Genomic DNA, 23,336 nt, shown 5'->3' with positions numbered 1-23,336 from the left:
CAAAGGTGTTCGGTATGCGTTACGTGGCTTCCTGGAAATCCATCTCCGGCGGCTGGCGACGGAATCCGCCGGTCAGCACCGCCAGGTACACCACGCCAATCGCCAGCCAGCTCAGGCCCAGGTAAATCGCCAGGTGATCGAGGCTGACCATCAGCCACAAATCTGCTGCCAGGCCAATGAACGGGAAGATCAGGAACAGCACCAACTCACGCAGCCCCTTTTTCTCGCCGCCAATCCAGTAATGAAAGATCACCGACAGGTTCACCAGGCTGAACGCCAGGAACGCGCCGAAGTTGATGAACGAGGTCGAGGTGGTGACGTCCAGTTTCAGCGCCAGCAACGCCACCACTGCGCACAGCAGGATGCTGTTGATCGGCGTCCCGAAGCGCTCATGCAACGTACCGAAGAAGGATTTCGGCAGCACACCATCGCGGCCCATGGCGTAGAGCAGGCGCGAACCGCTGGCCTGAGCCGACAGCCCCGAGGCAAATTGACCGACGATCAAGCCGATCAGGAAGATCGACACGAACAGGTCGCCACCGATGTTGCGGGCAATTTCATAGGCCGCCGAATCGACGCTGTCGAACTGGAACGACGGGTGCGCGATCTGCACGAAGTACGACACGCCGACGAAGATCAGCCCGCCGATCAGGGTGATCAGCATGATCGCCCGCGGGATGGTGCGGCGCGGGTCGCGGGTTTCTTCGGTCAGGGTACTGACCGCGTCGAAACCGAGGAACGAGTAACAGGCGATGGCGGCACCGCTCATGATCAGTGGCATCTGCATGTCGCCGTTGAAGAACGGTTTCACCGACCACAATGGCGTGCTCGCATCGCCACCGACGTAATGCACGCACAGCGCCACGAAGGCAATCAGCACCAGAAACTGCACCAGCATCAGCAAGGCGTTGATGCCGTTGGCCAGTTTCAGGCCGACGATGTTGATCGCGCTGGTGATGCCTATGAACGCCAGCACCCAGATCCATTGCGGCACCGCCGGGAATGCGGAGTTGAGGTAAGCCGCGCCGATCAGCCAGATTGCCATCGGCAGGAACAGGTAATCGAGCAGCACCGCCCATCCGGCGATGAAGCCGAGTTTCGGGCTGATCGCCTTGCGCACGTAGCTATAGGCCGAGCCAGCGACAGGGAATGCCGAGGCCATCCGGCCGTAACTCATGGCGGTGAAGAACATCGCCACCAGCGCCGCGAGGTACGCGGCCGGTACCATGCCAGCGGTGGATTGAGCGAGGATGCCGAAAGTGCCGAGCACAATGATCGGCGTCATGTAGGCGATGCCAAACAGCACCACCGACCCCAATGACAGGGTGCGTTGCAAACGAGCCATGAGCGACTACTCCGAATTTTATTGGATTTATGGCAGAGCCGAGTTCGGCGCAAATTACGGGTGTTGCGTTTGTTGTTTTGGGTGAATCGTCAAACAGTTATGTTGTTTGCAATGGCCTCTTCGCGAGCAGGCTCGCTCCCACATTTGATTTTTGTCGTTCACAAATTCTGTGTTCGCCGACGATCCCCTGTGGGAGCGAGCCTGCTCGCGAAGGCGTCAGCCCGAACGACACATAAAACGGATCAGCCCTGAGGAATCAGCAGCTCCCGCAATCCAGAAGCATGCTCAACCATCTCCCCCGGCAACTTCAGCCGCTGATCATCCAGGTACCGATAATCCTGCCGTGCGGAGGTCAGCTGATTCAGATCCAGCTCAACCGCAAACTGCCCTTCCTCCCGCCCGGCCTCGAACAACAGCGTGCCCAGCGGATTGACCAGCGCACTGCCGCCGGCAAACAACAACCCGCCATCGCCCTCTTCCACTCGGTTGACCATCAGCGCAAACGCCTGGTTTTCCTGGGCGCGGGCCATGATCGCGGTGCGGTGCGTCGGGCCGTACGGGTCCATGTTGCCGTTGGTGACGATCAGCAGTTCGGCGCCCAGTTGCGCCAGGGCGCGGGCGGTTTCCGGGAATTCGATGTCGTAGCAGATCAGCAGGCCGACCCGCACGCCGCTCCACAGGCACGTGGCGTAGCGGTCGCCCGGCTCGTACACGCCACGGTCCGACGCCCACAGGTGCGTCTTGCGGTATTTCAACGCGATGCCTTCGGGGGTGATCAGCAGCGTGGTGTTGAAAAAACGACCGTTGTCGTTTTCCGCCGTACCGATCACCACGGCGATGTTGCGCTCGCGGGCCGCGGCGACGATTGCGCTGACGGTCGGACCGTTCAGCGGTTCGGCAACCGCTGCCACGGTCTCGGCCGACGGGAAGCCCATCAAGTGGCTTTCGGGAAACATGATCAGCTGCGTGTCGGCGGCGCAGGCCGCAATCGCCGCCAGCGCGCGTTCGAGGTTGTAAGCCGTGTCGTTGTCACGGCCCGCCAGTTGGGCGAGTTCGACCTTCATGGGTAGTCCTTGTTCTAGTGGCCGGGCGGCAGAAAGATTGCCCGGTCGTTGTCTGTGCGCCAGTATGCGCAGCAAGCAACCGGCCAGGGAATCACGCGGCTGGGGTAACCCGATAGGGGTAGATGCATGACACTTTCGTTAGACGACATCGCCTGGCACCGTTCGGTCGGGCAACTGATCGACGCCCTCGACAAGCCGAATTTCTGGACGCAGCTTGTCCGGTTATTGGATCAATACGTCACCTTCGACAGTTGGGTGGCGCTGCTTTTCAGCGCCGATCAGCATCCCCAAGTGTTCGCCGAATGCCCGGGTGAAGACGGCAGTCCGGATCAGTTGTTCCAGGATTACCTGCGCGGTTTGTACCTGCTCGACCCGTTCTACATTGCCTGCCGCGAGCAATCGCGCACCGGGCTGTATCGCCTGTCGGAAGTGGCGCCGGAGCACTTTGAGCTGACCGAGTATTACCAGCGCTACTTTCGTCTGAATGTGGTGGCCGATGAAATCCAGTTCAATTGTCAGCTCGAAGGCGACCGCACGTTGTGCCTGTCGCTGGGCAGCAAACAGCGTTTCAGCGGCCAGCAGATCGCGTTGCTGTCGTTGATCCAGCCGTGGGTGCTGGGTTTGTTGCGTCAGCGCCTGCCCTACGAAATCAACGAAGTCGTGGCTCTCGCGCCGGCACCGGTCCAAGGTGACTGGCGCGTTCAGCTGGAAGCCTCGGTGCAACAACTCAAAGGCGCGCAACTGACCGCCCGGGAGCTGGATGTCGGGCGTTTGATGCTCAGCGGTTGCTCCAGTAAAGAAATCGCCCGTAAGCTGGAAATCTCTGTCGAAACCGTGAAAGTCCATAAGAAACACATGTACAGCAAGCTGGGGATCAAGTCCCAGTCCGAGCTGTTTTCGATTTTCCTCCAGGCGCAGAATGCCTGACATAGCACGGTCCCGTAGGAGCGAAGCTTGCCCGCGAAGAGGCCATCACATTCAACATTGATGTTGGCTGAAACGTTGCTTTCGCGAGCAAGCTTCGCTCCTACAGGGATAGGTGTGCCGAACACAACCGAGTCCGAACCCAAGGAAACCGTATGAGCCTGTCACTCCTGAGCCGCTACGCCTTCTTTGCCGTCTGTGTGATTTTCACCCTCGCCAGTCTGCCGTTCCTGGAACACGACTGGCTCTGGCCGATCACCGCAGTCACCGGCGTCCTGAGCCTCGTGGGCCTGTTTGATCTGCTGCAAAGCCCTCACGCCGTACGCCGCAACTACCCGATCCTCGGCAACATCCGCTATCTGGTGGAGGGCATCCGTCCGGAAATCCGCCAGTACCTGCTCGAATCCGACAGCGACGCCCTGCCCTTCTCCCGGGCCCAGCGTTCGCTGGTCTATTCCCGCGCCAAGAACGAAAGCGCCGATAAACCCTTCGGCACGTTGATCGATGTGTATCAATCGGGTTTCGAATTCATCGGCCACTCGATGCGCCCGGCACCGTTGAGCGATCCGGGCAGTTTCCGAACCCTGGTCGGCGGCCCGCAGTGCACCCAGCCGTACTCGGCATCGGTGTTCAACATCTCGGCCATGAGTTTCGGCTCCCTCAGCGCCAACGCCATTCGCGCCTTGAACCAGGGCGCCAAGCTTGGCAACTTCGCCCACGACACCGGTGAAGGCAGCATCAGCGCGTATCACCGGGAAAACGGTGGCGACCTGACCTGGGAGCTCGGCAGCGGCTACTTCGGTTGCCGCACCGCAGACGGTCGCTTCGACCCGGAACGCTTCGCCGCCCAAGCGCAAACCCCGCAGGTGCGGATGATCGAAATCAAGATGTCGCAAGGCGCCAAACCCGGCCACGGCGGCATCCTGCCCAAGCACAAGGTCACCAAGGAAATCGCCGAAACCCGCGGCATTTTGATGGGCGAAGACTGCATCTCGCCGTCGCGGCACAGTGCGTTTTCCACACCGATCGAACTGATGCACTTCATCCAGCAATTGCGTGAACTGTCCGGCGGCAAACCGGTGGGCTTCAAGTTCTGCCTCGGCCATCCGTGGGAATTCATGGGCATCGCCAAGGCCATGCTGGAAACCGGCATCCTCCCGGACTTCATCGTCGTCGATGGCAAGGAAGGCGGCACGGGGGCCGCGCCTGTGGAGTTCACCGACCACATCGGCGTACCGATGCGCGAAGGTCTGCTGTTCGTGCACAACACGCTGGTGGGCCTGAACCTGCGGGACAAAATCAAACTCGGCGCCAGCGGCAAGATTGTCAGCGCCTTCGACATCGCCAGCGTGCTGGCCATCGGCGCCGACTGGGCCAACTCGGCGCGCGGCTTCATGTTCGCCATCGGCTGCATCCAGTCGCAGTCATGCCACACCAACAAATGCCCGACCGGCGTCGCCACGCAGGACACCCTGCGCCAGCGCGCCCTCGTCGTCCCGGACAAGGCTCAGCGGGTGTTCAACTTCCACCGCAACACCCTCAAGGCACTCGCGGAAATGCTCGCCGCCGCTGGCCTGGAACACCCGTCGCAGTTGTCGGCCAAGCACCTGGTGCGGCGCATGTCGGCAACCGAGATCAAGCTGTTCTCGCAGTTGCATGTGTTTTTGAAACCGGGGGAATTGCTCACCGGCGAGGTCAACGGCGAGTTTTACTCACGCATGTGGCAGATGGCGCGGGCGGACAGCTTTGAGCCAAATGAGTTGGCTGTGGCGTAAACACTGTTTGAACGCCAGTCTCATAGGAAGGCTGGCTTTACATCAAGGAAGAACATCATGCTGAAAGTAATCGCTCAGGACTTCATCAAACCCGAATACATTGAAACGGTTCGCCCGTGGTACACCGAACTGGTCGAGAAGACTCGACTGGAGCCCGATTGCATCGCTTACGACCTGTTCATCGATCAAAAAGACCCCGGCCACTTTATCTTCGTCGAACAATGGCCGAATCAGGCGGCACTGGATGCTCATTGCCAGTCTGAGCACTTTCGGCGGTTGGTGCCGCAGATCAACCGTTTCCAGGCCCGGGATTGCATTATCGTGCTGATGGATGCGTTCTGACGCCCATCGTCACCAGCGAAGCGCCTTGATCGGGGCCGGCTCTTTGATGACGATAAAGCCGTAGTCCCCCAGCAAGTAAATCCGGTAGTGCGGGCGCTCCAGCAGCGCCGGATACCCCAGATAACCCACCCGCGTCGCATTGCGGCGCTCCTTTTCCGCAACCACGTTGGTGATGCCGAGCTTCGGCAGATTCTCGGCCAGCATGAAAAAGTCGATGTTCAGCAGATAGTGCAACACCGGCATCTGCTTGAACGTACCTGCGGCCCCTGACAACCAGTGATCGGAATACGTCACCGACATGTAAATCCGCTTGGCCTCGCGCAATTCTCGATGCGTCGAAATGTCGTGCTCAAGGCTGAACAGCGCGCTGGTGCTGAAGGCTTTCTGCACCGTCAGCACCCGACCGTAAGCGAACGACAGCGACAGCATCGCCAGCAGCGGAACCGCCAACAACAGCGGCAGTCGCTGATGGATCCGCGCCAGCGCCAGATGGCTCAAGTAGAACAACAGCATCAGTAAAACCGCGAAGCCCATCAGGGTTCGAGCGCCCTCGTTGAAGTCGCGGAAAAACAGCGCGACGCCGGACACCAGCAGCGTCACGACCGGCAAGGTCAGCAGACACAACAGGCCGATCAACGCTTTCGTCGGCCCGCTGTCCTGACGCTTCCACACCTTCAGCCCCAATTGCACAGCGCCGGCGAGGGCGCACAGCAGCAGCGTGGCGAACACCCAGGTCAATCCGCCATGAAACAGCAGCACGACTTTTTCCAGCACTCTGCCGATGTTGATCTGCAGTTGCAGCAGCGGCGCGGCGGTCCAGTTCAACAGCAGCGCGCGATCCTGCGCCATGAACATTACGGCGCTGACGCAATACATCAACCAGCCCATGGTGACCTGCGCCAGTTTCCAGCCGATCAACCCGTACAACTGCGGCCAGGTCCATCTCTCATTTGCGCCTCGCAGCAGTTCCAGGCAACACAAGCCCACAAACACATTGAGGCTGATCTGATACAGCCCCAGCGCCAGTGCAATCAGGAGCGAAGGCACCAGCCATTGCAGGCTGCGCGAAGGATGACGAAAGGTGATCGCGTAGATCACCGCCACCAGGCTCAGGGCCATGGCGGGACCGTCATATTGATAAGACAGGTTTTGCAGAAAAAACGGGTTGTACCAGAGTGGCAAGGGCACCAGGCAACAGGCGAGCGTCGGTTGCGTAAAGTAATGAAACGTCAGCCGGGTCAGTGCCGAGGCCATGGCCAGCGTGGCGATCAATAGCGGCAATGGAAAGATGTTCGGCGCCGCGTTGCCGAAGGTCAGCAGGTTGTAGAACAGCTGGGTAAACAGGCGCCCCTGCTCCGCCCAGGCCATGCCCGCCGACAGGGATCGCCAGTTGTCATCGATGTACGGGTAGTCCGCGATAATCAGCGGCAGCACATACAGCAACGTCGCGAGCAGAAAAAACAGCCAGACCTGTCGGCCGCCGAGTTCCTTGCCGAGCACATCGCTGAATCGGCCCATGCTAAAGCCCGAGCCGGTCTTTGCCGCCGACGATGTCTTTGACCACGTAGCGCGGCCGGTGCTTGGCCTCGATGTAGATCCGGCCGACGTACTCACCGAGGATGCCGATGCCAATCAGCTGCACGCCGCCGAGAAACAGAATGGCGGTCATCAACGACGGATAACCGGGTACGCTGTTGCCGAAGAAAATCTTGTCCAGCACCATGTACACCGCGTAAAGCACCGCGAAAATCGAAATGCCGCCGCCGACGTACGTCCACAAACGCAACGGCACGGTGCTGAACGACGTCACCCCTTCGAGTGCCAGGTTCCACAGTTTCCAGCCATTGAACTTGCTGCTGCCGGCCACGCGCCCGGCGCGTTCGTACTCCACCACCGCGGTGGTGAACCCGGCCCACGACAACACGCCTTTCATGAACAATTGATGCTCGGGCAGTGCGCGGATCACGTTGACCACCTTGCGATCCATCAACCGGAAATCACCGACGTTCTCTTCGATCCGGGTGTACGCGATACGGTTCAGCACGTGGTAGAACAGCGCCGCGCTGTGGCGTTTGAGGTAACCGTCGGTGGCCCGGTTGCGGCGTTTGGCGAGCACCACGTCTGCGCCCTTTTGCCACTCGTCAATCAACAGTGGAATGACGCTGATCGGGTCCTGCAAATCGACGTCCATGGGGATCACCGCATCGCCAGAAGCGTATTCCAGGCCGGCGAACAACGCCGGTTCCTTGCCGAAGTTGCGCGAAAAGTTGATCAGCAACACACGCTCGTCGACCTGCGCCAGTGCCTTGACCTGCTCGGCCGTCCGGTCGGAGCTGCCATCGTTGATGAATACGATCTCGACTTCGTCGCCGCCCAGCCTCAACTCGCGCTGCACCGCCTGATAAAACAGGCTGATCGCTTGCTCTTCGTTGAAGACCGGAACGATCAGCGAAACCTTCACGTTTCACGCTCCTGAAGCATGCTCGGTAAAGATTCGACAGCTGCCGTGCACCATTATTCGGGCGCGCCATCGAGCTGGCAGACCAGTGGATGGTTTCTTTCAGCCAGTCACATCTGAGACATTCAGTAATAGCGTGTTTTTTGCAATTGTCGTCGAATCGCGCCACCCTGCGCGCCGCCGATGCGCGGCGCGCACCTTTTGCCGCGCTGACCACTCTTTATTCAACACCCGTTCACGAGCCCGCTGTCATGACGTTTGAACGCGATCACCGAATCGACTTTTTTCGAGGCCTGGCGCTGATCTTCATCTTCTGGGATCACGTGCCTCACAACCCCCTCGGTCAAATCACCCCGCGTAACTTCGGTTTCAGCGATGCCGCGGAAATTTTCGTGTTTCTCGCCGGTTACGCGGCCGTCCTGGCCTACGGGAAAATCTTCCGACGGGACGGTTATCTGATTGCCTGCGTGAAGATTCTGCGCCGCGCCTGGGTGCTCTACGTGGTGCATATTTTCTTGCTGGCGATGCTGATGGGCATCGTGTTCTTCGCCAACAGCCACGTGGAAACGAGGGATCTGGTGGAGGAAATGGGCATGCACCATTTCATCACCAACCCGCAGCAAGCCCTGGTCGATGAACTGCTGCTGCGCTTCAAACCGAACCTCATGGACCCGCTGCCGCTGTACATCGTGCTGCTGGCCGGCTTGCCGCTGGCGCTGCCGATGCTGGTGCGCAAACCGTGGGCGGTGGTGGCCGTGTCATTGACCGTGTACCTGTTGGCGCCGTGGTTCGGCTGGAACCTGGCGGCCATCAAGGATGGCGTTTGGTACTTCAATCCCGTGGTCTGGCAACTGTTGTTTGTGCTGGGCGGCGCGGCGGCGACTTACGGGCAGCGCCCCCGGTTACCTGACGCGCGCCCGTTGCTGCGCCGGCCGTTGTTTGTCAGTGCCGTGGTGTATGTGGTGGTTACTGGCGTGCTGACCGTTTCCTGGCGATGGCCGGAAATTCATGATGCGCTGATGCCCGCGTGGCTGAGCAACCTGTTGTACCCGATCAGCAAGACTGACTTGTCGCCAGTGCGGTTGCTGCACTTCCTGGCGCTGGCGTATGTCACGGCGAAGCTGTTGCCCGATACCGGCTGGACGCAAAACTGGCTGGCGCAGCAAAGTTGTCGCATGGGGCGTTATTCGCTGGAAATCTTCTGCCTCGGCGTGTTGTTGGCGCCGTTGGCGGACATGGTCAATGCCATGACCGACGATGCGTTTGCCATGCAGATATTCACAGCCTTGGTGGGTGCGGGGTTGATGGCGTTGCTGGGGGCTTGGCTGGAGCTCAATAAACGGTTGAACCAGCCGATCAACAGGTCGCAGCGTTCGGCAGCTGAACGGATCCCACTGTAGGGGCTGGTTTGTCGGCGATAGCGGTCTATCTGGCGACCATTTTCTTTCAGGTGTACATATCCGTTGCTGCGGTAACGGCGGCTATTGGTTTCGCCCTTACGGCGAGTCACTTGGAAGAGCCCCAAGTAACCAAGGGCTCTTGCCCCTTTCGTTCGGTGCCTCGCCTAGGCTCGGCATGCCCTCGCTCCGGTCCTGCTCCGTGGGCCCGCCGCCATCGGCCATCCCTGGCCGGGGGCGGCTAACCCGGCATCCATGCCGGGTTGCCCACTACGCAGAACCTGCGCTCGGCCTCTCGAGGGGGCGCTCAGATCAAAAGCTGAAGGCGAGCTAACGCTCGGCCTGATGAGTGGTGAAAATCAAAAGCGTACGCAGATCCCTGTAGGAGCCGGCTTGCTGGCGATAGCGGTGGGTCAGTCAACGTATGTATTGGCTGGACAGACGCAATCGTCGGAACGCCGCCCGCAGCAAGCCGGCTCCTACAGGGGAATGCGTACGATCAAAGAGACAGGTCGGCTGGCAGGCCGCCTCGTTTTTGCTTTGCTTTGCTTTGGCTTTTGATTTTGATCTGCCCCGTCGGGAGGCCGAGCGCAGGTTCTGCGCAGTGGGCAACCCGGCATGGATGCCGGGTTAGCCGCCCCCGGCCAGGGATGGCCGATGGCGGCGGGCCCACGGAGCAGGACCGGAGCGAGGGCATGGCGAGCATTAGCGAGCCACCGTACGTCAGGGGCGCAAGCGCTTGGTTACTTGGCGCTTCTCCAAGTGACTCGCCGTAAGGGCGAAACCATAAGCAGCCGTCACCGCAGCAACGGATATGCCCCCCATCCAACCCCTAAGACGCCGAGCGCACCGCACCTTGCGACACACCAGTCGGCTGCAGCTTGAACACATAAAACAACACCGTCAGCAACACCAGGAACGCCGGCCCCACATACAGCGCCACCCGAGTGTCCGGGAAGTACGCCATCAAACCAACCACCAACACCAGAAACGCCAGTGCCAGATACGAACTCACCGGGTACAACCACATCTTGTATTTCAACCCGGCCCGTTCGCTGGCGCTCAGGCCTTTGCGGAACTTGAGCTGGGCCAGCAGGATCATCACCCAAGTCCAGATCGCGCCGAAAGTAGCGATGGCCGTCACCCAGACGAAGACCTTTTCCGGCACCAGGTAATTGAGCAGCACCCCCAGCAACAAGGCGAAAATCGACAGCAGCAGCGCGCGACGCGGTACCCCGTTGTTCGACGTTTTGGCAAAACCGGCCGGAGCCTGACCATTCTGCGCCAGGCTATAGAGCATGCGCCCCGTACTGAAAATGCCGCCGTTGCAGGACGACAGTGCAGCGGTGATCACCACGAAGTTGATGATGCCAGCGGCGGTCTTGATACCCAGACGCTCGAAGGTCATCACGAACGGACTGCCCTGGGTGCCGATTTCATTCCACGGGTAGATCGACAGAATCACGAACAACGCGCCGACGTAGAACAGCAAAATCCGCCAGAACACCGATCCGATCGCGTTGGGAATGGTCTTCTGCGGGTTCTTCGCTTCACCGGCGGTCAGGCCGATCATCTCGACGCCGAGGTAGGCGAACATCACCATTTGCAGGGACATCAACACGCCTTGCACGCCGTTCGGCATGAAGCCGCCGTGAGCCCAGAGATTGGAAATCCCCAACGCCACGCCGTCGTTGCCGAAACCGAACGCAATCACGCCGACACCGCCGATCACCATCGCAATGATGGTGACGATCTTGATCAGGGCGAACCAGAATTCGAATTCACCGAAGGCTTTTACTGCGATCAGGTTGATCGAGCCCATGCTGACCAATGCGGCGAGTGCCCAGATCCAGCGTGGCACCTCGGGAAACCAGACGCCCATGTACACCGCCACTGCGGTGATTTCCGCAACACAGGTCACCAGCCACAGGAACCAATAGTTCCAGCCCGTCAGGAACCCCGCCAACGGGCCAAGGTAGTCCTGGGCATAACGGCTGAAGGAGCCGGCGACCGGGTTGTGCACAGCCATTTCGCCGAGGGCGCGCATGATCACCAGGATCGCCAGACCGCCGATGATGTAGGACAGCATGATGGCGGGGCCGGCCATTTCGATGGCCTTGGCCGAACCGAGAAACAGACCGACACCGATACAGGCACCGAGTGCCATCAAGCGAATATGCCGTTCGCCGAGTTCGCGTTTAAGCGGGCCGCCCTGAGCGGTCTCGCCGTGGGGCAGGTGATTGCCGACTGGCATAGGGGTACAACCTCGTCTTGTTATTGGATATGACCACCGAGTGTCGAAGCGCTGACCGATAAGCCATTGCTTGCCTGAAACCGGACCTGCTTCGTGGGCAGAACCATCCTGCAGGGCAAAACCCTCCAAGATCAGCGGGGCGTGCAGTCTAAAAACCTTCCAGCAGGATATTTCACTCTACAACCCACAATATTCAGCGAGAACTCTCGGCAAAAGCGCGGTTTTTGGAGGTGCATTACCTGACTTTTTGTAGGAATTTTTACCGCTAAAACGCCGCGGAGTATTGCACAGCATTGGTGCATCGTCATGCCCCTACCTAGGCCGCATTTACGCGGCGATGGCTCTAGTACGGCCATCTTGCAGGAACTGGCTTGCCGGCGATGGCGTCCATGAAATCGCCATCGCCGGCAAGCCGGCTCCTACGGATCGGGGCGCTGTCCAAATATCGGGCACACCTCAACCCTGTAGGAGCTGGCTTGCCGGCGAAGGCGCCCGTGAAATCGCCATCGCCGGCAAGCCGGCCCCTACGGATCGGGGGCGCGGTCCAAATATCGGGCTCACCTCAACCCTGTAGGAGCCGGCTTGCCGGCGATGGCGTCCATGAAATCGCCATCGCCAGCAAGCCAGCCCCTACGGATCGGGGCGCTGTCCAAATATCGGGCTCACCTCCCCCCTGTAGGAGCCGGCTTGCTGGCGATGGCGTCCATGAAACCGCCATCGCCAACAAGCCAGCCCCCTGCAAAGAGACCATTCGCTCATCCCCCGTCAGGGTGAATATTCGATATCCGGGTGTTCACAATTTTTTCACCGGCAGCATCCACCGTCTAAGCTTCAAACAAGTCCGATCAATCTGCGTGAATGGATCAGTCGACTATGGGCGCGTTATGGCAAACCGATACGAGTAAAAATGTGGTCCCGACTGAACGTGTGGATGAAGCGCCTATCCCCGAAAAACCCCGTCGTAGTCGTACCAAACACGGGTGGAAGGCGTTTTGGTTACTGGTGTTGATTATCCTGATTGCTCTGGGGTTGGCCGCTGCCAGGGAAATGCGTACCTCGAAGTTCCAATCCCGGGAAGCCAGCAAATATGCCGCGACCCTGAGTTACGAACTGAAGCCTGGCCCAAGCGATTCCATTCGCTATCCAGGGGCCGGCCCTTTTGACTTGCGTCTGGGCTACAGCTCTCTGGGTGAGTTCCTGCCACGCCTGATCAAGCGCGACTACGTCGTTGCGGCACAAACCCGCTTTTCCCAACCGTTGATGGACTACACCGACAAGGGCTTTTTCGTGCCCTATGCGGAGAAGATCCAGGCAGGATTGTCGATCACCGATTGCCGTGCGGCGCCGCTGTATCAGTACAAATATCCACAGCAACTCTATTCAAGCTTTGACGCGATTCCGCCGGTGGTGGTCAGCAGTTTGCTGTTCATCGAAAACCGCTTCCTGCTCGACCCTCGTCAGCCCCGGGCCAACCCCGCCGTGGATTGGCCACGCTTCGGCATGGCGGCTTGGTCGCAGGTCGCCAAAATGCTGCACATGCCTGGCCAATCGGCGGGCGGCAGTACCCTCGCGACGCAACTCGAGAAGTATCGACACTCGCCCGACGGCTTGACCGTGTCCGGCGGGGAAAAAATCCGCCAGATGATTTCCGCCAGCGTGCGCGCCTACCAGGCCGGGCCGGAAACGCTTGTGGCTCGCCAGAACGTGGTGCGTGATTACCTCAACAGCGTGCCCCTGTCCGCCGTGCCGGGCCATGGGGAAGTGCACGGCATGGCCGAAGGTTTGCGCGTCTGGTACGGCGCCGATTTCAACAAGGCCAACGAAACTCTGGCCAGTACCGACACGGATCCAAAGACCCTGGCGGAAAAAGGCCTGGCCCTGCGTGAGATGCTCTCATTGATGATTGCCCAGCGCCGCCCTTCCCACTACCTGACCAAGGGCCACGATGAACTGGCCGACCTCACCGACAGTCACATTCGCCTGCTGGCGCAAAACTTTGTGATCGATGCGCCGTTCGCCGCCGCCGCACTGGCCAGCAAAGTGACCTATCGCGACTGGCAGACCCAGCCGACCATTCAACCGATCGAAACCAACAAAGGCATCAGCGTGGCGCGCAGTCGCCTGGGTGGGTTGCTCAATCGTCCGCTGTACGACCTCGATCGCCTGGATCTCTCGGCCACCAGCACCCTGCAAGGCGATCTGCAAACCCAGGTCACCGAGTACCTCAAGCACTTGGCCGACCCGGCGTTTGCAACGCAGATCGGTTTGATGGGCGAACGCCTGCTCACCCCCACCAGCACCACGCAAGTGCGCTACAGCTTCACATTGTTCGAACTGACCCCGGACGGTTCGCGGGTGCGCGTGCAAACCGACAGCACCGATCAGCCATTCGATATCAATGAAGGCAGCAAACTGGAATTGGGCTCCACCGCGAAAATGCGGGTGCTGACGACTTATCTGCAAATCATCGCCGAGCTGCACGACAAGTACGCCGAAATGACCGTCCCGGAACTGAAGAAAGTCGACGTCCCGGATCAGGATCGCCTGAGCCGCTGGGCCGTCGATTACCTGATCGAGAACAAGGACCGCAACCTGGCGGCGATGCTCAGCGCCGCGCTGGACCGCAAATACTCGGCCAGCCCCGGCGAAGCCTTTTTTACCGGCGGCGGGCTGCATACCTTCGTCAACTTCCGCAAGGAAGATAACGGTCGCATACCGACCTTGCGCGACGCCCTGCGCGAATCGATCAACCTGCCGTTCATTCGGCTGATGCGTGATCTGGTGCGCTACACCACCTACTCCGGCCCGAACAACAGCGCTGCACTGCTCGGGGACGACCGCGATCCTCGGCGTCAGGAATACCTGGCCGAGTTCGCCGACCGCGAGGGCACTTCGTTCCTGCTGAAGTTCTGGAAGCGATACAAAAACAAGGACACTCAGGAACGGCTCGAAACCTTCCTCGACAGCATGCGCCCAACACCGATTCGCATGGCCGCGGTGCATCGCTATCTTTTGCCGCAAGCCAGTCAGGAAAGCTTCAACACCTTCGTACGCTCGCACCTCTCAGGCGCCAAGCTCACCGAAAAACTCACGGACGAACGCCTGCAACGGCTTTACGAAAATTACAGCCCCGGCATCTACGACTTGCCGGATCAGGGCTTCATCGCCAAGGTCCATCCGCTGGATTTGTGGCTGATCGGTTATTTGTTGAATCACCCCGACGCCAAATGGAGCGAAATCGTCAAGGCCAGCCAGTTTGAACGCCAGGAAGTCTATAGCTGGCTATTCAAAAGCAAACATAAGGGTGCCCGTGATGGCCGCATCCGCACCATGCTGGAGATCGAGGCGTTTCTCGAAATTCACGCGCGCTGGCAGAAAGTCGGCTATCCGTTCGATCATCTGGTGCCTTCGCTGGCCACCGCCATCGGCAGTTCCGGCGACCGCCCGGCCGCGTTGGCGGAACTGATCGGCACCATCCTCAACGACGGCGTGCGCATGCCGACACTGCGCATCGACAGCCTGCACTTTGCGGCGAATACGCCCTATGAAACCAAGCTGATCAACGACCCGGATGTGGGTAAACGGGTGATGCCGTCCGAAGTGGCCGCGGCCATGCGTGAGGCCTTGTCGCACGTGGTGGACGCGGGTACGGCCAAACGTGTTTCCGGCAGTTTCATCACCCCCGATGGCAAACCTCTGGCCATGGGCGGCAAGACCGGGACCGGCGACAACCGCATCGAAGCCATTGGTTCCGGTGGGCGAATCTTGAGTTCGAAGTCGATCAACCGCACGGCCACCTTTGTGTTTTACATCGGTGATAGCCACTTTGGTACGTTGACCGCATTCGTACCCGGTCGCACGGCCGAAGCCTTCAAGTTCACCTCGGCCTTACCGGTGCAAGTGCTCAAGGGCATGGCACCGATTCTCACGCCGTATCTGCAACCGGGCACGCATACGCAATGCCTGCCCGTGGAGGTAGTGCGACGCTGAAAAACGGTGGCGGTAATTAATTATTTTCGGCATTGAAAATTCCAATGCGTTACCGGGAAGAACACTTCTCAAACAGCGGGAATTCAGACTTTTACTTTGAACCTCGGGCGTTAGGCTGGTCACTCCACTTAATGCTCAAGGTTTATTGAAAGCATGACTGACTTACACGGACGTATATCAGCGCTACCGTCACCCGTGGCCAACGACAATAAAGGTCACCATTACGCGTTCATCAAGAACCGTATCCACCCCGTTTTCAAAGGCGCTTCAGTGCGACGGGTTCATGAACTGAGCCTCACACAAACGGCGTCAGGGCAATGGATACAGAGCGCCAGAGATTTCGACCACACGCCGTTACAAGAAGCCAATCTTGAACTCTGGTCCACGCAGAACGCAGTCGACCGGTTCATGGATGAGGTGCAGGACGTTTACACGTTCGCCGAACCGTTACTCACCGACGCGCTACAGAAAAAATTCAATGTCGAAGTCGATGTCACCAGCACGTTCCTGCATCTGTACTTGCCCAAAGCACGCCCGTGGTATGTCTTCGACGTCTCCGGCGGTGTTGTTACCCGAACCGTCTCATTGCTGGACGCCGCCCTGCACAACTTCGCACGTCACGAAACCTGCGAACCGGACTCGGACTTCATCAGCCAACCCGATGCACGTGGGCACTTTGACGTCCTGCCGATCAAACGCAAAATGTCCATTGCCCAGTTCCAGAACCTCTGCCGCGAACTGGACATCGGCGCGCGCTACACGAAATACCTCGAAGAACAGTTGCTGCCCAGCGACGGTCTCGCCCAAGGTTTTTTGAAGTTCAAAATCGTCGAGAGCGAGAAAGCCGCGTTCAAAGCTGCCGTCCAATTGGCTGTCCTGACGGGCGACATCGACGCCGAGGCCAGTGACCTGATCCTGAACATGCTCGCCGGCCAGCGCAACCTCACCCGTAAAGGCCGGGTGATGCAATTCGCCGAGCTGTCGATTCTCGACAGTCCGCTGAGCGGAATCGTGTTGATCACACCCAGGCCGGAACAACACATCCGTGAGGTGACGCCGGTGATTGTTTACGTCCCGCAGGACCCTGAGCATCCGCTGAAAGAGTACCCCTCGACCGTCGCCTTCATGAATGAACTGACGCGCCAACTGCGCGCCAACGATGTCGTTTCGTCCACCGGCATGACCTACCAACAGTATTTCAGCCGGTTCGTCGATCAATCGGAGCGCGGGCATTTTTTCGGTGGGCTTCAGCAGCGTCTGTTCAGGGTGAAATGGCATCAGAAAGCGCCGCTGGACCAAGGACCTAGCTGGCGGGAAGTACCAATCGACAACCCCAATCTGCATTTCAAGGCGGCACCGATCCCCGGCGAACTCTGGGAATACCTCTTCCAGCAGAAGCTCAACAAGGTGCTGAACGACGCCCGACACATTGCCGTGTCCACCGCCGATAGCGATAGCAATGCCCGATGGGCCTGGTGGGAAAACTTCAAGAAAATAGTCTCGGACATCTTCAACGTCGCGCTGATGGTCGTCACGCCGTTCGTTCCGGGGCTGGGTGAATTGATGATGGTCTACACGGCGTATCAGATGGCCAGTGACGTCATCGAAGGCATCGTCGATATGACCATGGGGTTGTGGACCGAAGCTGCCGAACACATCGTCGGCGTGGTGACCGACTTCATTCAGTTGGTGGCGTTCGCCGCCGGGGTGAAGATTGGCAACGTTGCGCGCCTGAAGCTTTCGCCGCTGATCGAAGGCATGAAACCGGTGGCTCTGCCCAATGGCGAACCACGGCTTTGGCATCCCGATCTCAAGCCTTATGAGAGGCCGGATGTAAAACTACCCGCTGAAGCCAAACCTGACGCATTGGGTCTCCATGCCCACGAAGGCCAGGACATTTTGCCGCTGGATGACAAACACTATGCCGTGCAAAAGGACCCGCAAACCGGCAACTACCGCGTCAAGCACCCGCACCGCGACAACGCCTATTTACCCGAGTTGAAACATAACGGCCAGGGCGCCTGGACCCACGAGGCCGAGAACCCGCGAGCGTGGCAACACCCGACGTTGATGCGTCGCCTCGGCCATTCCGTGGACGGCTTCAGCGACGCAGAACTGAACAACGTGCGCATCGCCAGCGGCACCAACGACGCTGCGCTACGCCGGATGTACGTCGACAACACGGCCCCGCCACCGCTGCTGGACGACAGCCTCATACGCTTGAAAATCCAGCACCGCACCCGCCAGGCCATTGAACGGGTTCGAACCGGTCAGCCCCTGGACCCTGCCTCCTGGTGGTTTGAACCCCTGGCGACTTATCTGGACGGCTGGCCTGTGGATAAAGCCCTGAAGGTTTACGAAGACGCCGACATGACGGGGCGCTTTCGCCAGTACGGCAATCCCGAAGCGACCGAGGCACAGACGCTGTCCACCAGCCAGTCGCAGCTCATGAGCGAACAGTTTGCACCGAGGCTTGTCGAGTTTCTCAGTGAAGAAGAGCTGCAAGCGATGCTCGGTCGGTCAACCGCCAAAAGTGAACAGGTGCAAGCCCTGCGCAATCGACTGGCGGACGAAGCCAATCGACTGAACGCTGACATCGTCAATCAGCTTTACCAAGGTGCAGAAGCGTCCGACGACCCGCAGGTCCGACTCATTCGCCAGACATTCCCCGAGCTGCCGACCCGCGCGGCACAGGCGCTGCTGAACAGTTCCGACGCGGCCGACCTCACGCGCATGAATCAGGAGCAACGCCTGCCGTTGAGCCTCAAGAGCCGCGCCCGTGAAGCCGCCTTCGAAGCCCGGGCCAACCATGCGTACGAGGGTTTTCACGACGGCGCGCAGTGGGTGGCGCAAACCGAAAGCCTGGTGCTGAACGCGCTCAGGATTCATACCGACACCTTCGCGCAATTGCGTATCGAGGTGCGTGAAGGCAGCGATGCCGGACCACTGCGCAGCAGCGTGGGGGCACATGATGCGGCGACGGTCCGGGTGCTGGTCAAGGACGAGGCCAACCGGTTCGAAGTCTGGGACGCCGACAACCACAAACTGCACGACGCCGCTGATTTTTTCGAAGCAGTGCTCACGGCGTTGCCGAAAAACAAACAGGCGCAGTTGGGTTATCGGCCGGGCCAAGGGGCGTTTTTCAAGCAGTGGGTCATGGCCAGGACCGATACTCCCGCCGAACGCCGCACCGCGCTCGCCGCCCCGCCGATCCGCCCGATGGCGAACCACGAAGACATGATGCTGTTGCGTGGTCCTGTCTTGTCCACCACTGCCGCCACACTCCCTGAACGGGTGCAGGACTTGTACCCGCACTTCAACGAACGAGAGGTCGATGCCTTCGTTCGGTCCCTGGGCTCGCAAGAGCAAGGGCATCAGACACTGACGAGGCTTGACCGAGAGCGGTATGACCTTCGCAAGCTGCTCAACCGGTGGCAATACCAGCGACCCGATACGTGGGGACCTGACCGACAAGGGTTCGTGCGCGGTGGCGGGCTGCACATTGCCGAGCGGCTCATCGATTGTTTCTCAAGAAAACCCACCGTGTTCGGTGAGCGCAGTACCACGGTCGACGGCGGTTATGCGCTGGACCTGTCCGTTGAGTTCGATGTGCCCGACCTCGAACGCTGGTGGAAGGAACTGCCTTCGGATATCAAACATTACGTCGATCAGATCAGCACCTTGAATCTGGATCGCACAAACTTCTCCGAAAACGCCTCCGGCCTGTTAAGCGACTTCCCTCACCTTCGGCAACTGAGCGCCCGCAACTGCGGATTGACGCGACTCCCCGACACCATCGGCAAGATGCACTACCTGCGGACGTTGCGGCTGATGAACAATGACATCACATTAACGCCGTCGGCCGTTGAGCAACTGCGAAACCTGACCCACCTGGAAACAATCAGGCTCGATGACAATAGGCAGTTGGGCATGCTTCCGAACGTCGGACGCATGCCCAAACTGAGAATCCTTAGTTTGAGCAACACAGGGGCAACCACTTGGCCCGATGGCCTGTTCGGGCCCTTCAGCAAACGTCGACCAAGGGGCTTCTTTCTGGATTTGCAGGAGAACCCGATCAGCGTCATTCCAACGGTCGTGCCTGGCTCGGAGGAGGCCTTCCTCGTGGCGCGGACCCGCTTGTTTCCAAAGAGTCTTTCGGAGGCAAACCTGATTACGTTCAAGGCCTATCGGCGCTCGGTCGGCCTCGCTCCCGAGCAGCCGTATATCGACGCCGCCGCCGACACGATGCTCCAATGGCCGACGAAGGACGACTCTGTCTGGTGGAGTGCCGAGGTCGGGGGGCTGGGTACTTTCCGTGAGGACGCCTGGCACGATTTGATGACCGAGCCTGGCTCCGAAGATTTTTTTGCCCTGATCCAGAAACAGACACGCTCGGCCGATTACCGGGCCGGCGGTGAATTGCGCCAACAATTGAGCAGCCGGGTATGGCGCATGGTCGAAGCCATCGACCTGGACACCCCATTGCGCAATGAACTGTTCGAAATGGCCAAGGCCCCCACCTCCTGCGCCGATGCCGGGGCTCAGGTGTTCAACCACATGGGCATCAAGGTGCTCGCCTCTGAAGCCTATGCCTTGTCAACGTCCAACGCCGTCCTCGAAAACAAACTGGTGAACCTGGCAAAAGGTGCCGCTCGCCTCGCGCGCGTGGATGACATCGCCCGTGCCGATTTTGGCAGTCGTGAAGGCAATCCTGATGAAGTGGAGGTGTACCTCGCCTACGAAACCGGCCTGGCTCAACGCCTCGGTTTACCATGGCAATCGGAATCGATGTTGTATCGCCCGTTGGCCGGTGTGAGCGCCCAAACCCTCGACACCGCCTTCGATACGGTGATGTCGATGGAGGCAGGCGACGGTTTGATCAACGACATGATCCAACAGTCGTTCTGGGAGAAATACTTACTGGACACTTACCCGAACGAATTCCGGCGCAATAGCCGACTGTTCGACACCAAGAGCGACCTGATGGGTGAATTGCGCCAAGTACAACATACCTGGGCTAACTCGAAAGGCCTGGAGATTGCACAGCGACGAGCCCTCAAACAGCGCCTGCAAGACCTCGCCCGGCGACTGAATGTCGATGACAGTGTGGTGCTCACCGATGAAGAGATGTCCGATGAGGTTTACAGCGGATTGCTTGACGACATGGGCTACGAAAGAAAAGAGCTGAGCAGACAGCTGACCCGCGTAGCGCTGCAAAAGGCCGCAGAGCAGTAATCGGAAAGCCCTGATGCATCGGTTGATGCATCAGGGTTTAACCCTTAACCCACTTCCGAGTCCCAGATCACCGTGACAAGGCCTGAGTAGGATCGGGCGACGCCGGGCTTGAGCATTTCGCCGACTTCGTCCTGGGCAATCTCGAAGTGCAACGTTCCCGGTTTGCGATCGACATAAAAGCGCGGCTGGAACAGCTCGGTGCCACTGCCGTCGCGCCGCAATGGCCGGCGATTGACCGGTTGTGCGGTGGCATCCACCAGGCCATTGGGCAGCGTCACGCTGACGTCGAGCGGCACGACATGACCTGAAGCCGGGTCGCGCACCGAGCAGCGTTGACCGTCCATGCTGTACTGGCAGTCCAGGTTCATCTTGAAACGGCTCGATGAAGAGACATTGAACGTCTGATCCCGAAACAGCCGTGTCGGCTTGCGCCCCTGTGTCAGCCAGGCTTGCCAGCCGCCCTGCGGGACCAGTTCGACGCGATTGCCGCCCGGTGGAATTTCCACCTTGAGCGTGTGCTGCACATCCAAAGAGAAATTGAGGGTCAGCTGGTTGTCATTCGGAATCATCACATCACCCATGTCGAAATCCTGATTGGGGCCGACCGTGTAGGTGATGAAACCGGTGTAGTGACCCGCCTTCATGTTCAACGGGTCTGGCGTGCGCAGCTCATAGGCAAATACAAAGTACTGATAGACGAACGACATCGGAATGTCGAAAAGCGCTTTCTTGCTGCATACCCCCGCGCCTACCGGGACTCTCCAGAAGCTGTTGTAGCCTTGCCTGCCAACCGTATAAGTACCAACACCTAGACAAGGAACAGGTGCATAAACCCATCCCCCACCGCCCCACAGCTGGTCCCACCACCCTCCGTTGGTTATTGCGTCGACATAGCGTGGGAGTTGCGCTTCGTGACCAATCCCGGCAATCCGAATCGAAAGATCTGTCGAATCGCCCGATTCATGAGTGACGCGCACGGTCCTCCACTCCGAGGGCACCCGAGCCATGCCGCCCTGGCGAGGGTCCGTATGATTGGCCAGGATCGGCGCGTTGGCGGTGAATCGAATAAGCGCGCGCAAGCTGGAAAACTTATACGCTTCGCAGGCCGCCGGCACCTGCTCACAGAACCCCTGGGGCGGCGTCTGATTGACGAACTCGTTCTTTTGCGGGTTGCTCGAGTCAGGTTTGAAGCTGGCCTCGACATCCAGGTCAAATGCTTGCACCGAGAGAGTAAAAACGGCGCACAGCAGGCCGGTCAAACAGCCAATCAGTGTCCGGGCAATTCGTCTGTTCAATTCATTTACCATGTCGGCAACACCGCATTAAAAACCATAATGACGCTGCCAAAGTAAATGCCGGGCTTGTACACCCCATCGACAGGCGGCACCGGCACAATCTCCAGCAACACACGTTTACCCGGCGCTGCCTCGCTCATCGACACCACCTCGCTACTCTCCAGCTCACTCAATAACTTGCCGTTGAACAGCACACGCAAACCAATGTCATGGGCCGGCGTCCCGTTGGACAGGTAAGGCCGGCCCTCAAGCCGGGCTTCGATGGAGCCGGCTTCATTCTTCACATCGAAATACTTGCGCAAGCCACCCAGGGTCGAGGTCGCCAGATTCCACGGCAACTGCTGTTCGCGGTGAATCCAGCCGGTGTCTGCGGGAATGACATAGAACGCCTGGCTCGGAATCGTCACGAACACTTCGAAGTGCTGCACTTCGCGAGCGGCAAATGCTGAATGGCATGCCATTGCCGACACCATCAGAACCGTCAGTTTTCTGAACATAGTCATCAACCCTTCACATCGAGCTTCTTGCTGCTCTCGCCTTCAACCAGCGTGAAGCGGTACTCGCGACCGGCCTGCTTTTCAAACTCGAAACTGCGACCCGCCAGAATGTGATGCTTGGTGGTCGGCATACAGTCCTGCTCGTTGTTGACCGAGCAATCCTTGAACTCATCGATCACCACCACGGTGTTGCCGTTATTGCGGATGCGGTAATCCTTCGCGCCGTTCTCGATCACGCTGGCGTAACGCGTGTCCTTGGGACGGACGAAAAACACCGCGCCATACCCGGCCAGCACCGTGACCCCGGCGGACAGGGTTTTCTTGTATTCCTCACGCTCTTCACCCGAGACCGCGAACTCGTCTTCTTTCTCTGGCACCACTGGCACGAAACGCACGCGGAAATAGCGCTCGCGGTCACGCTCGCCCATGTACAGCAACCGCGTACCTTGCATGCCACTGGCAGGCACGATCAGCCGCGCCGGGCTGGCCATCAAACCGTCCCGGGCGCTGCCGTCGGCACTGGATTTGAGCGGCACTTCCTGCGACTTGCCGTCAGCGTCGTAAAGGATTTCCAGGATGTTGACCTTGACGAAAGCGGTGCTGTCGCCGCCATTGAAGACGCGTTTCAGGTAAGTACTTTTATCGCCGTCCAAATAGTCGTAAACCGTGCCGATATTGATGCTCGGCCCGGCGTGTGCCGTCTGCGTGAACAAACAAAAACCAATCAGTGCCAACCGACGTTTCATCGTCATTTACCTCG

14 protein-coding genes are annotated in these 23,336 nt (G+C 59.3%); 6 read left to right on the top strand and 8 right to left on the bottom strand.

The features are described from left to right. Positions 1-19 precede the first annotated feature (19 nt). Positions 20-1,345 carry an APC family permease gene (locus ACYZUC_RS25915; protein WP_008032234.1) on the bottom strand — a complete coding sequence of 442 codons (1,326 nt, stop codon included), beginning with the start codon at positions 1,343-1,345 and terminating at the stop codon, positions 20-22. A 242-nt stretch (positions 1,346-1,587) separates the two neighbouring features. Beyond that, positions 1,588-2,409 carry a carbon-nitrogen hydrolase family protein gene (locus ACYZUC_RS25910; RefSeq protein WP_461991266.1) on the bottom strand — a complete coding sequence of 274 codons (822 nt, stop codon included), beginning with the start codon at positions 2,407-2,409 and terminating at the stop codon, positions 1,588-1,590. 126 nt (positions 2,410-2,535) lie between these two features. Here ACYZUC_RS25910 and ACYZUC_RS25905 point away from each other — a divergent pair, with 126 nt between their 5' ends. The 3 genes from ACYZUC_RS25905 to ACYZUC_RS25895 all read left to right on the top strand — a co-directional run bounded on the left by ACYZUC_RS25905 (position 2,536) and on the right by ACYZUC_RS25895 (position 5,450). Then, positions 2,536-3,336, top strand: a complete 801-nt coding sequence (locus ACYZUC_RS25905) for a helix-turn-helix transcriptional regulator (RefSeq protein ID WP_008032237.1) — start codon at positions 2,536-2,538, stop codon at positions 3,334-3,336. 152 nt (positions 3,337-3,488) lie between these two features. Further along, entirely contained in the window at positions 3,489-5,108 is a 1,620-nt protein-coding gene (locus tag ACYZUC_RS25900; protein WP_461991264.1) for an FMN-binding glutamate synthase family protein, read from the top strand. A 57-nt stretch (positions 5,109-5,165) separates the two neighbouring features. After that, positions 5,166-5,450, top strand: coding sequence for a putative quinol monooxygenase (locus ACYZUC_RS25895; RefSeq protein ID WP_192228554.1), 285 nt, complete (start codon positions 5,166-5,168; stop codon positions 5,448-5,450). A 9-nt stretch (positions 5,451-5,459) separates the two neighbouring features. Here the strand turns inward: ACYZUC_RS25895 and ACYZUC_RS25890 are convergent, their stop codons facing one another. Beyond that, positions 5,460-6,968, bottom strand: a complete 1,509-nt coding sequence (locus ACYZUC_RS25890; RefSeq protein ID WP_461991262.1) for a glucosyltransferase domain-containing protein — start codon at positions 6,966-6,968, stop codon at positions 5,460-5,462. 1 nt (position 6,969) lies between these two features. Further along, positions 6,970-7,911 (bottom strand): glycosyltransferase family 2 protein, encoded by a 942-nt coding sequence (locus ACYZUC_RS25885; RefSeq protein WP_461991260.1) that lies wholly within the window; start codon positions 7,909-7,911, stop codon positions 6,970-6,972. Positions 7,912-8,159: 248 nt separating this feature from the next. Between ACYZUC_RS25885 and ACYZUC_RS25880 the strand changes: the two genes are divergently transcribed. Beyond that, complete coding sequence (locus ACYZUC_RS25880; protein ID WP_461991258.1) at positions 8,160-9,308, top strand: OpgC family protein; 1,149 nt, start codon at positions 8,160-8,162, stop codon at positions 9,306-9,308. Positions 9,309-10,137: 829 nt separating this feature from the next. Here the strand turns inward: ACYZUC_RS25880 and ACYZUC_RS25875 are convergent. Then, positions 10,138-11,559 (bottom strand): amino acid permease, encoded by a 1,422-nt coding sequence (locus tag ACYZUC_RS25875; RefSeq protein ID WP_008044175.1) that lies wholly within the window; start codon positions 11,557-11,559, stop codon positions 10,138-10,140. 873 nt (positions 11,560-12,432) lie between these two features. On the opposite strand from ACYZUC_RS25875, the gene ACYZUC_RS25870 reads away from it, so the two are divergent. Together ACYZUC_RS25870 and ACYZUC_RS25865 are read left to right on the top strand one after the other, a co-directional pair. Next, a complete protein-coding gene (locus ACYZUC_RS25870; RefSeq protein WP_461996767.1) occupies positions 12,433-15,549 on the top strand; it encodes a transglycosylase domain-containing protein in 3,117 nt (1,038 codons plus the stop codon). A 153-nt stretch (positions 15,550-15,702) separates the two neighbouring features. Further along, positions 15,703-20,784, top strand: coding sequence for an NEL-type E3 ubiquitin ligase domain-containing protein (locus ACYZUC_RS25865; RefSeq protein WP_461991256.1), 5,082 nt, complete (start codon positions 15,703-15,705; stop codon positions 20,782-20,784). A gap of 44 nt (positions 20,785-20,828) precedes the next feature. On the opposite strand, the gene ACYZUC_RS25860 is transcribed toward ACYZUC_RS25865, so the two are convergent. Genes ACYZUC_RS25860 through ACYZUC_RS25850 form a run of 3 tightly spaced genes read right to left on the bottom strand, consistent with a single transcriptional unit; the run spans position 20,829 to position 23,322 of the window. Next, positions 20,829-22,091, bottom strand: a complete 1,263-nt coding sequence (locus ACYZUC_RS25860) for a hypothetical protein (RefSeq protein WP_461991254.1) — start codon at positions 22,089-22,091, stop codon at positions 20,829-20,831. Beyond that, entirely contained in the window at positions 22,085-22,576 is a 492-nt protein-coding gene (locus tag ACYZUC_RS25855; RefSeq protein ID WP_461996766.1) for a CS1 type fimbrial major subunit, read from the bottom strand. The genes ACYZUC_RS25860 and ACYZUC_RS25855 overlap by 7 nt, the downstream gene beginning before the upstream one ends. Before the next feature lie 5 nt (positions 22,577-22,581). After that, positions 22,582-23,322, bottom strand: a complete 741-nt coding sequence (locus ACYZUC_RS25850; protein ID WP_461991252.1) for a molecular chaperone — start codon at positions 23,320-23,322, stop codon at positions 22,582-22,584. Positions 23,323-23,336 lie beyond the last annotated feature (14 nt).

This window comes from Pseudomonas sp. GT1P32, from assembly GCF_054897805.1.
The sequence above is the reverse complement of the archived record's forward strand: the minus strand, read 5'-3'. Positions and strand labels throughout refer to the sequence as shown.

Bases quoted from the DNA above. Each gene is read 5' to 3' on its own strand.
- ACYZUC_RS25910 (WP_461991266.1), bottom strand. From the start codon at position 2,409: ATGAAGGTCGAACTCGCCCAACTGGCGGGCCGTGACAACGACACGGCT.
- ACYZUC_RS25905 (WP_008032237.1), top strand. From the start codon at position 2,536: ATGACACTTTCGTTAGACGACATCGCCTGGCACCGTTCGGTCGGGCAA.
- ACYZUC_RS25915 (WP_008032234.1), bottom strand. From the start codon at position 1,345: ATGGCTCGTTTGCAACGCACCCTGTCATTGGGGTCGGTGGTGCTGTTT.
- ACYZUC_RS25890 (WP_461991262.1), bottom strand. From the start codon at position 6,968: ATGGGCCGATTCAGCGATGTGCTCGGCAAGGAACTCGGCGGCCGACAG.
- ACYZUC_RS25870 (WP_461996767.1), top strand. From the start codon at position 12,433: ATGGGCGCGTTATGGCAAACCGATACGAGTAAAAATGTGGTCCCGACT.
- ACYZUC_RS25860 (WP_461991254.1), bottom strand. From the start codon at position 22,091: ATGGTAAATGAATTGAACAGACGAATTGCCCGGACACTGATTGGCTGT.
- ACYZUC_RS25895 (WP_192228554.1), top strand. From the start codon at position 5,166: ATGCTGAAAGTAATCGCTCAGGACTTCATCAAACCCGAATACATTGAA.
- ACYZUC_RS25880 (WP_461991258.1), top strand. From the start codon at position 8,160: ATGACGTTTGAACGCGATCACCGAATCGACTTTTTTCGAGGCCTGGCG.
- ACYZUC_RS25875 (WP_008044175.1), bottom strand. From the start codon at position 11,559: ATGCCAGTCGGCAATCACCTGCCCCACGGCGAGACCGCTCAGGGCGGC.
- ACYZUC_RS25850 (WP_461991252.1), bottom strand. From the start codon at position 23,322: ATGAAACGTCGGTTGGCACTGATTGGTTTTTGTTTGTTCACGCAGACG.
- ACYZUC_RS25865 (WP_461991256.1), top strand. From the start codon at position 15,703: ATGACTGACTTACACGGACGTATATCAGCGCTACCGTCACCCGTGGCC.
- ACYZUC_RS25900 (WP_461991264.1), top strand. From the start codon at position 3,489: ATGAGCCTGTCACTCCTGAGCCGCTACGCCTTCTTTGCCGTCTGTGTG.
- ACYZUC_RS25855 (WP_461996766.1), bottom strand. From the start codon at position 22,576: ATGTTCAGAAAACTGACGGTTCTGATGGTGTCGGCAATGGCATGCCAT.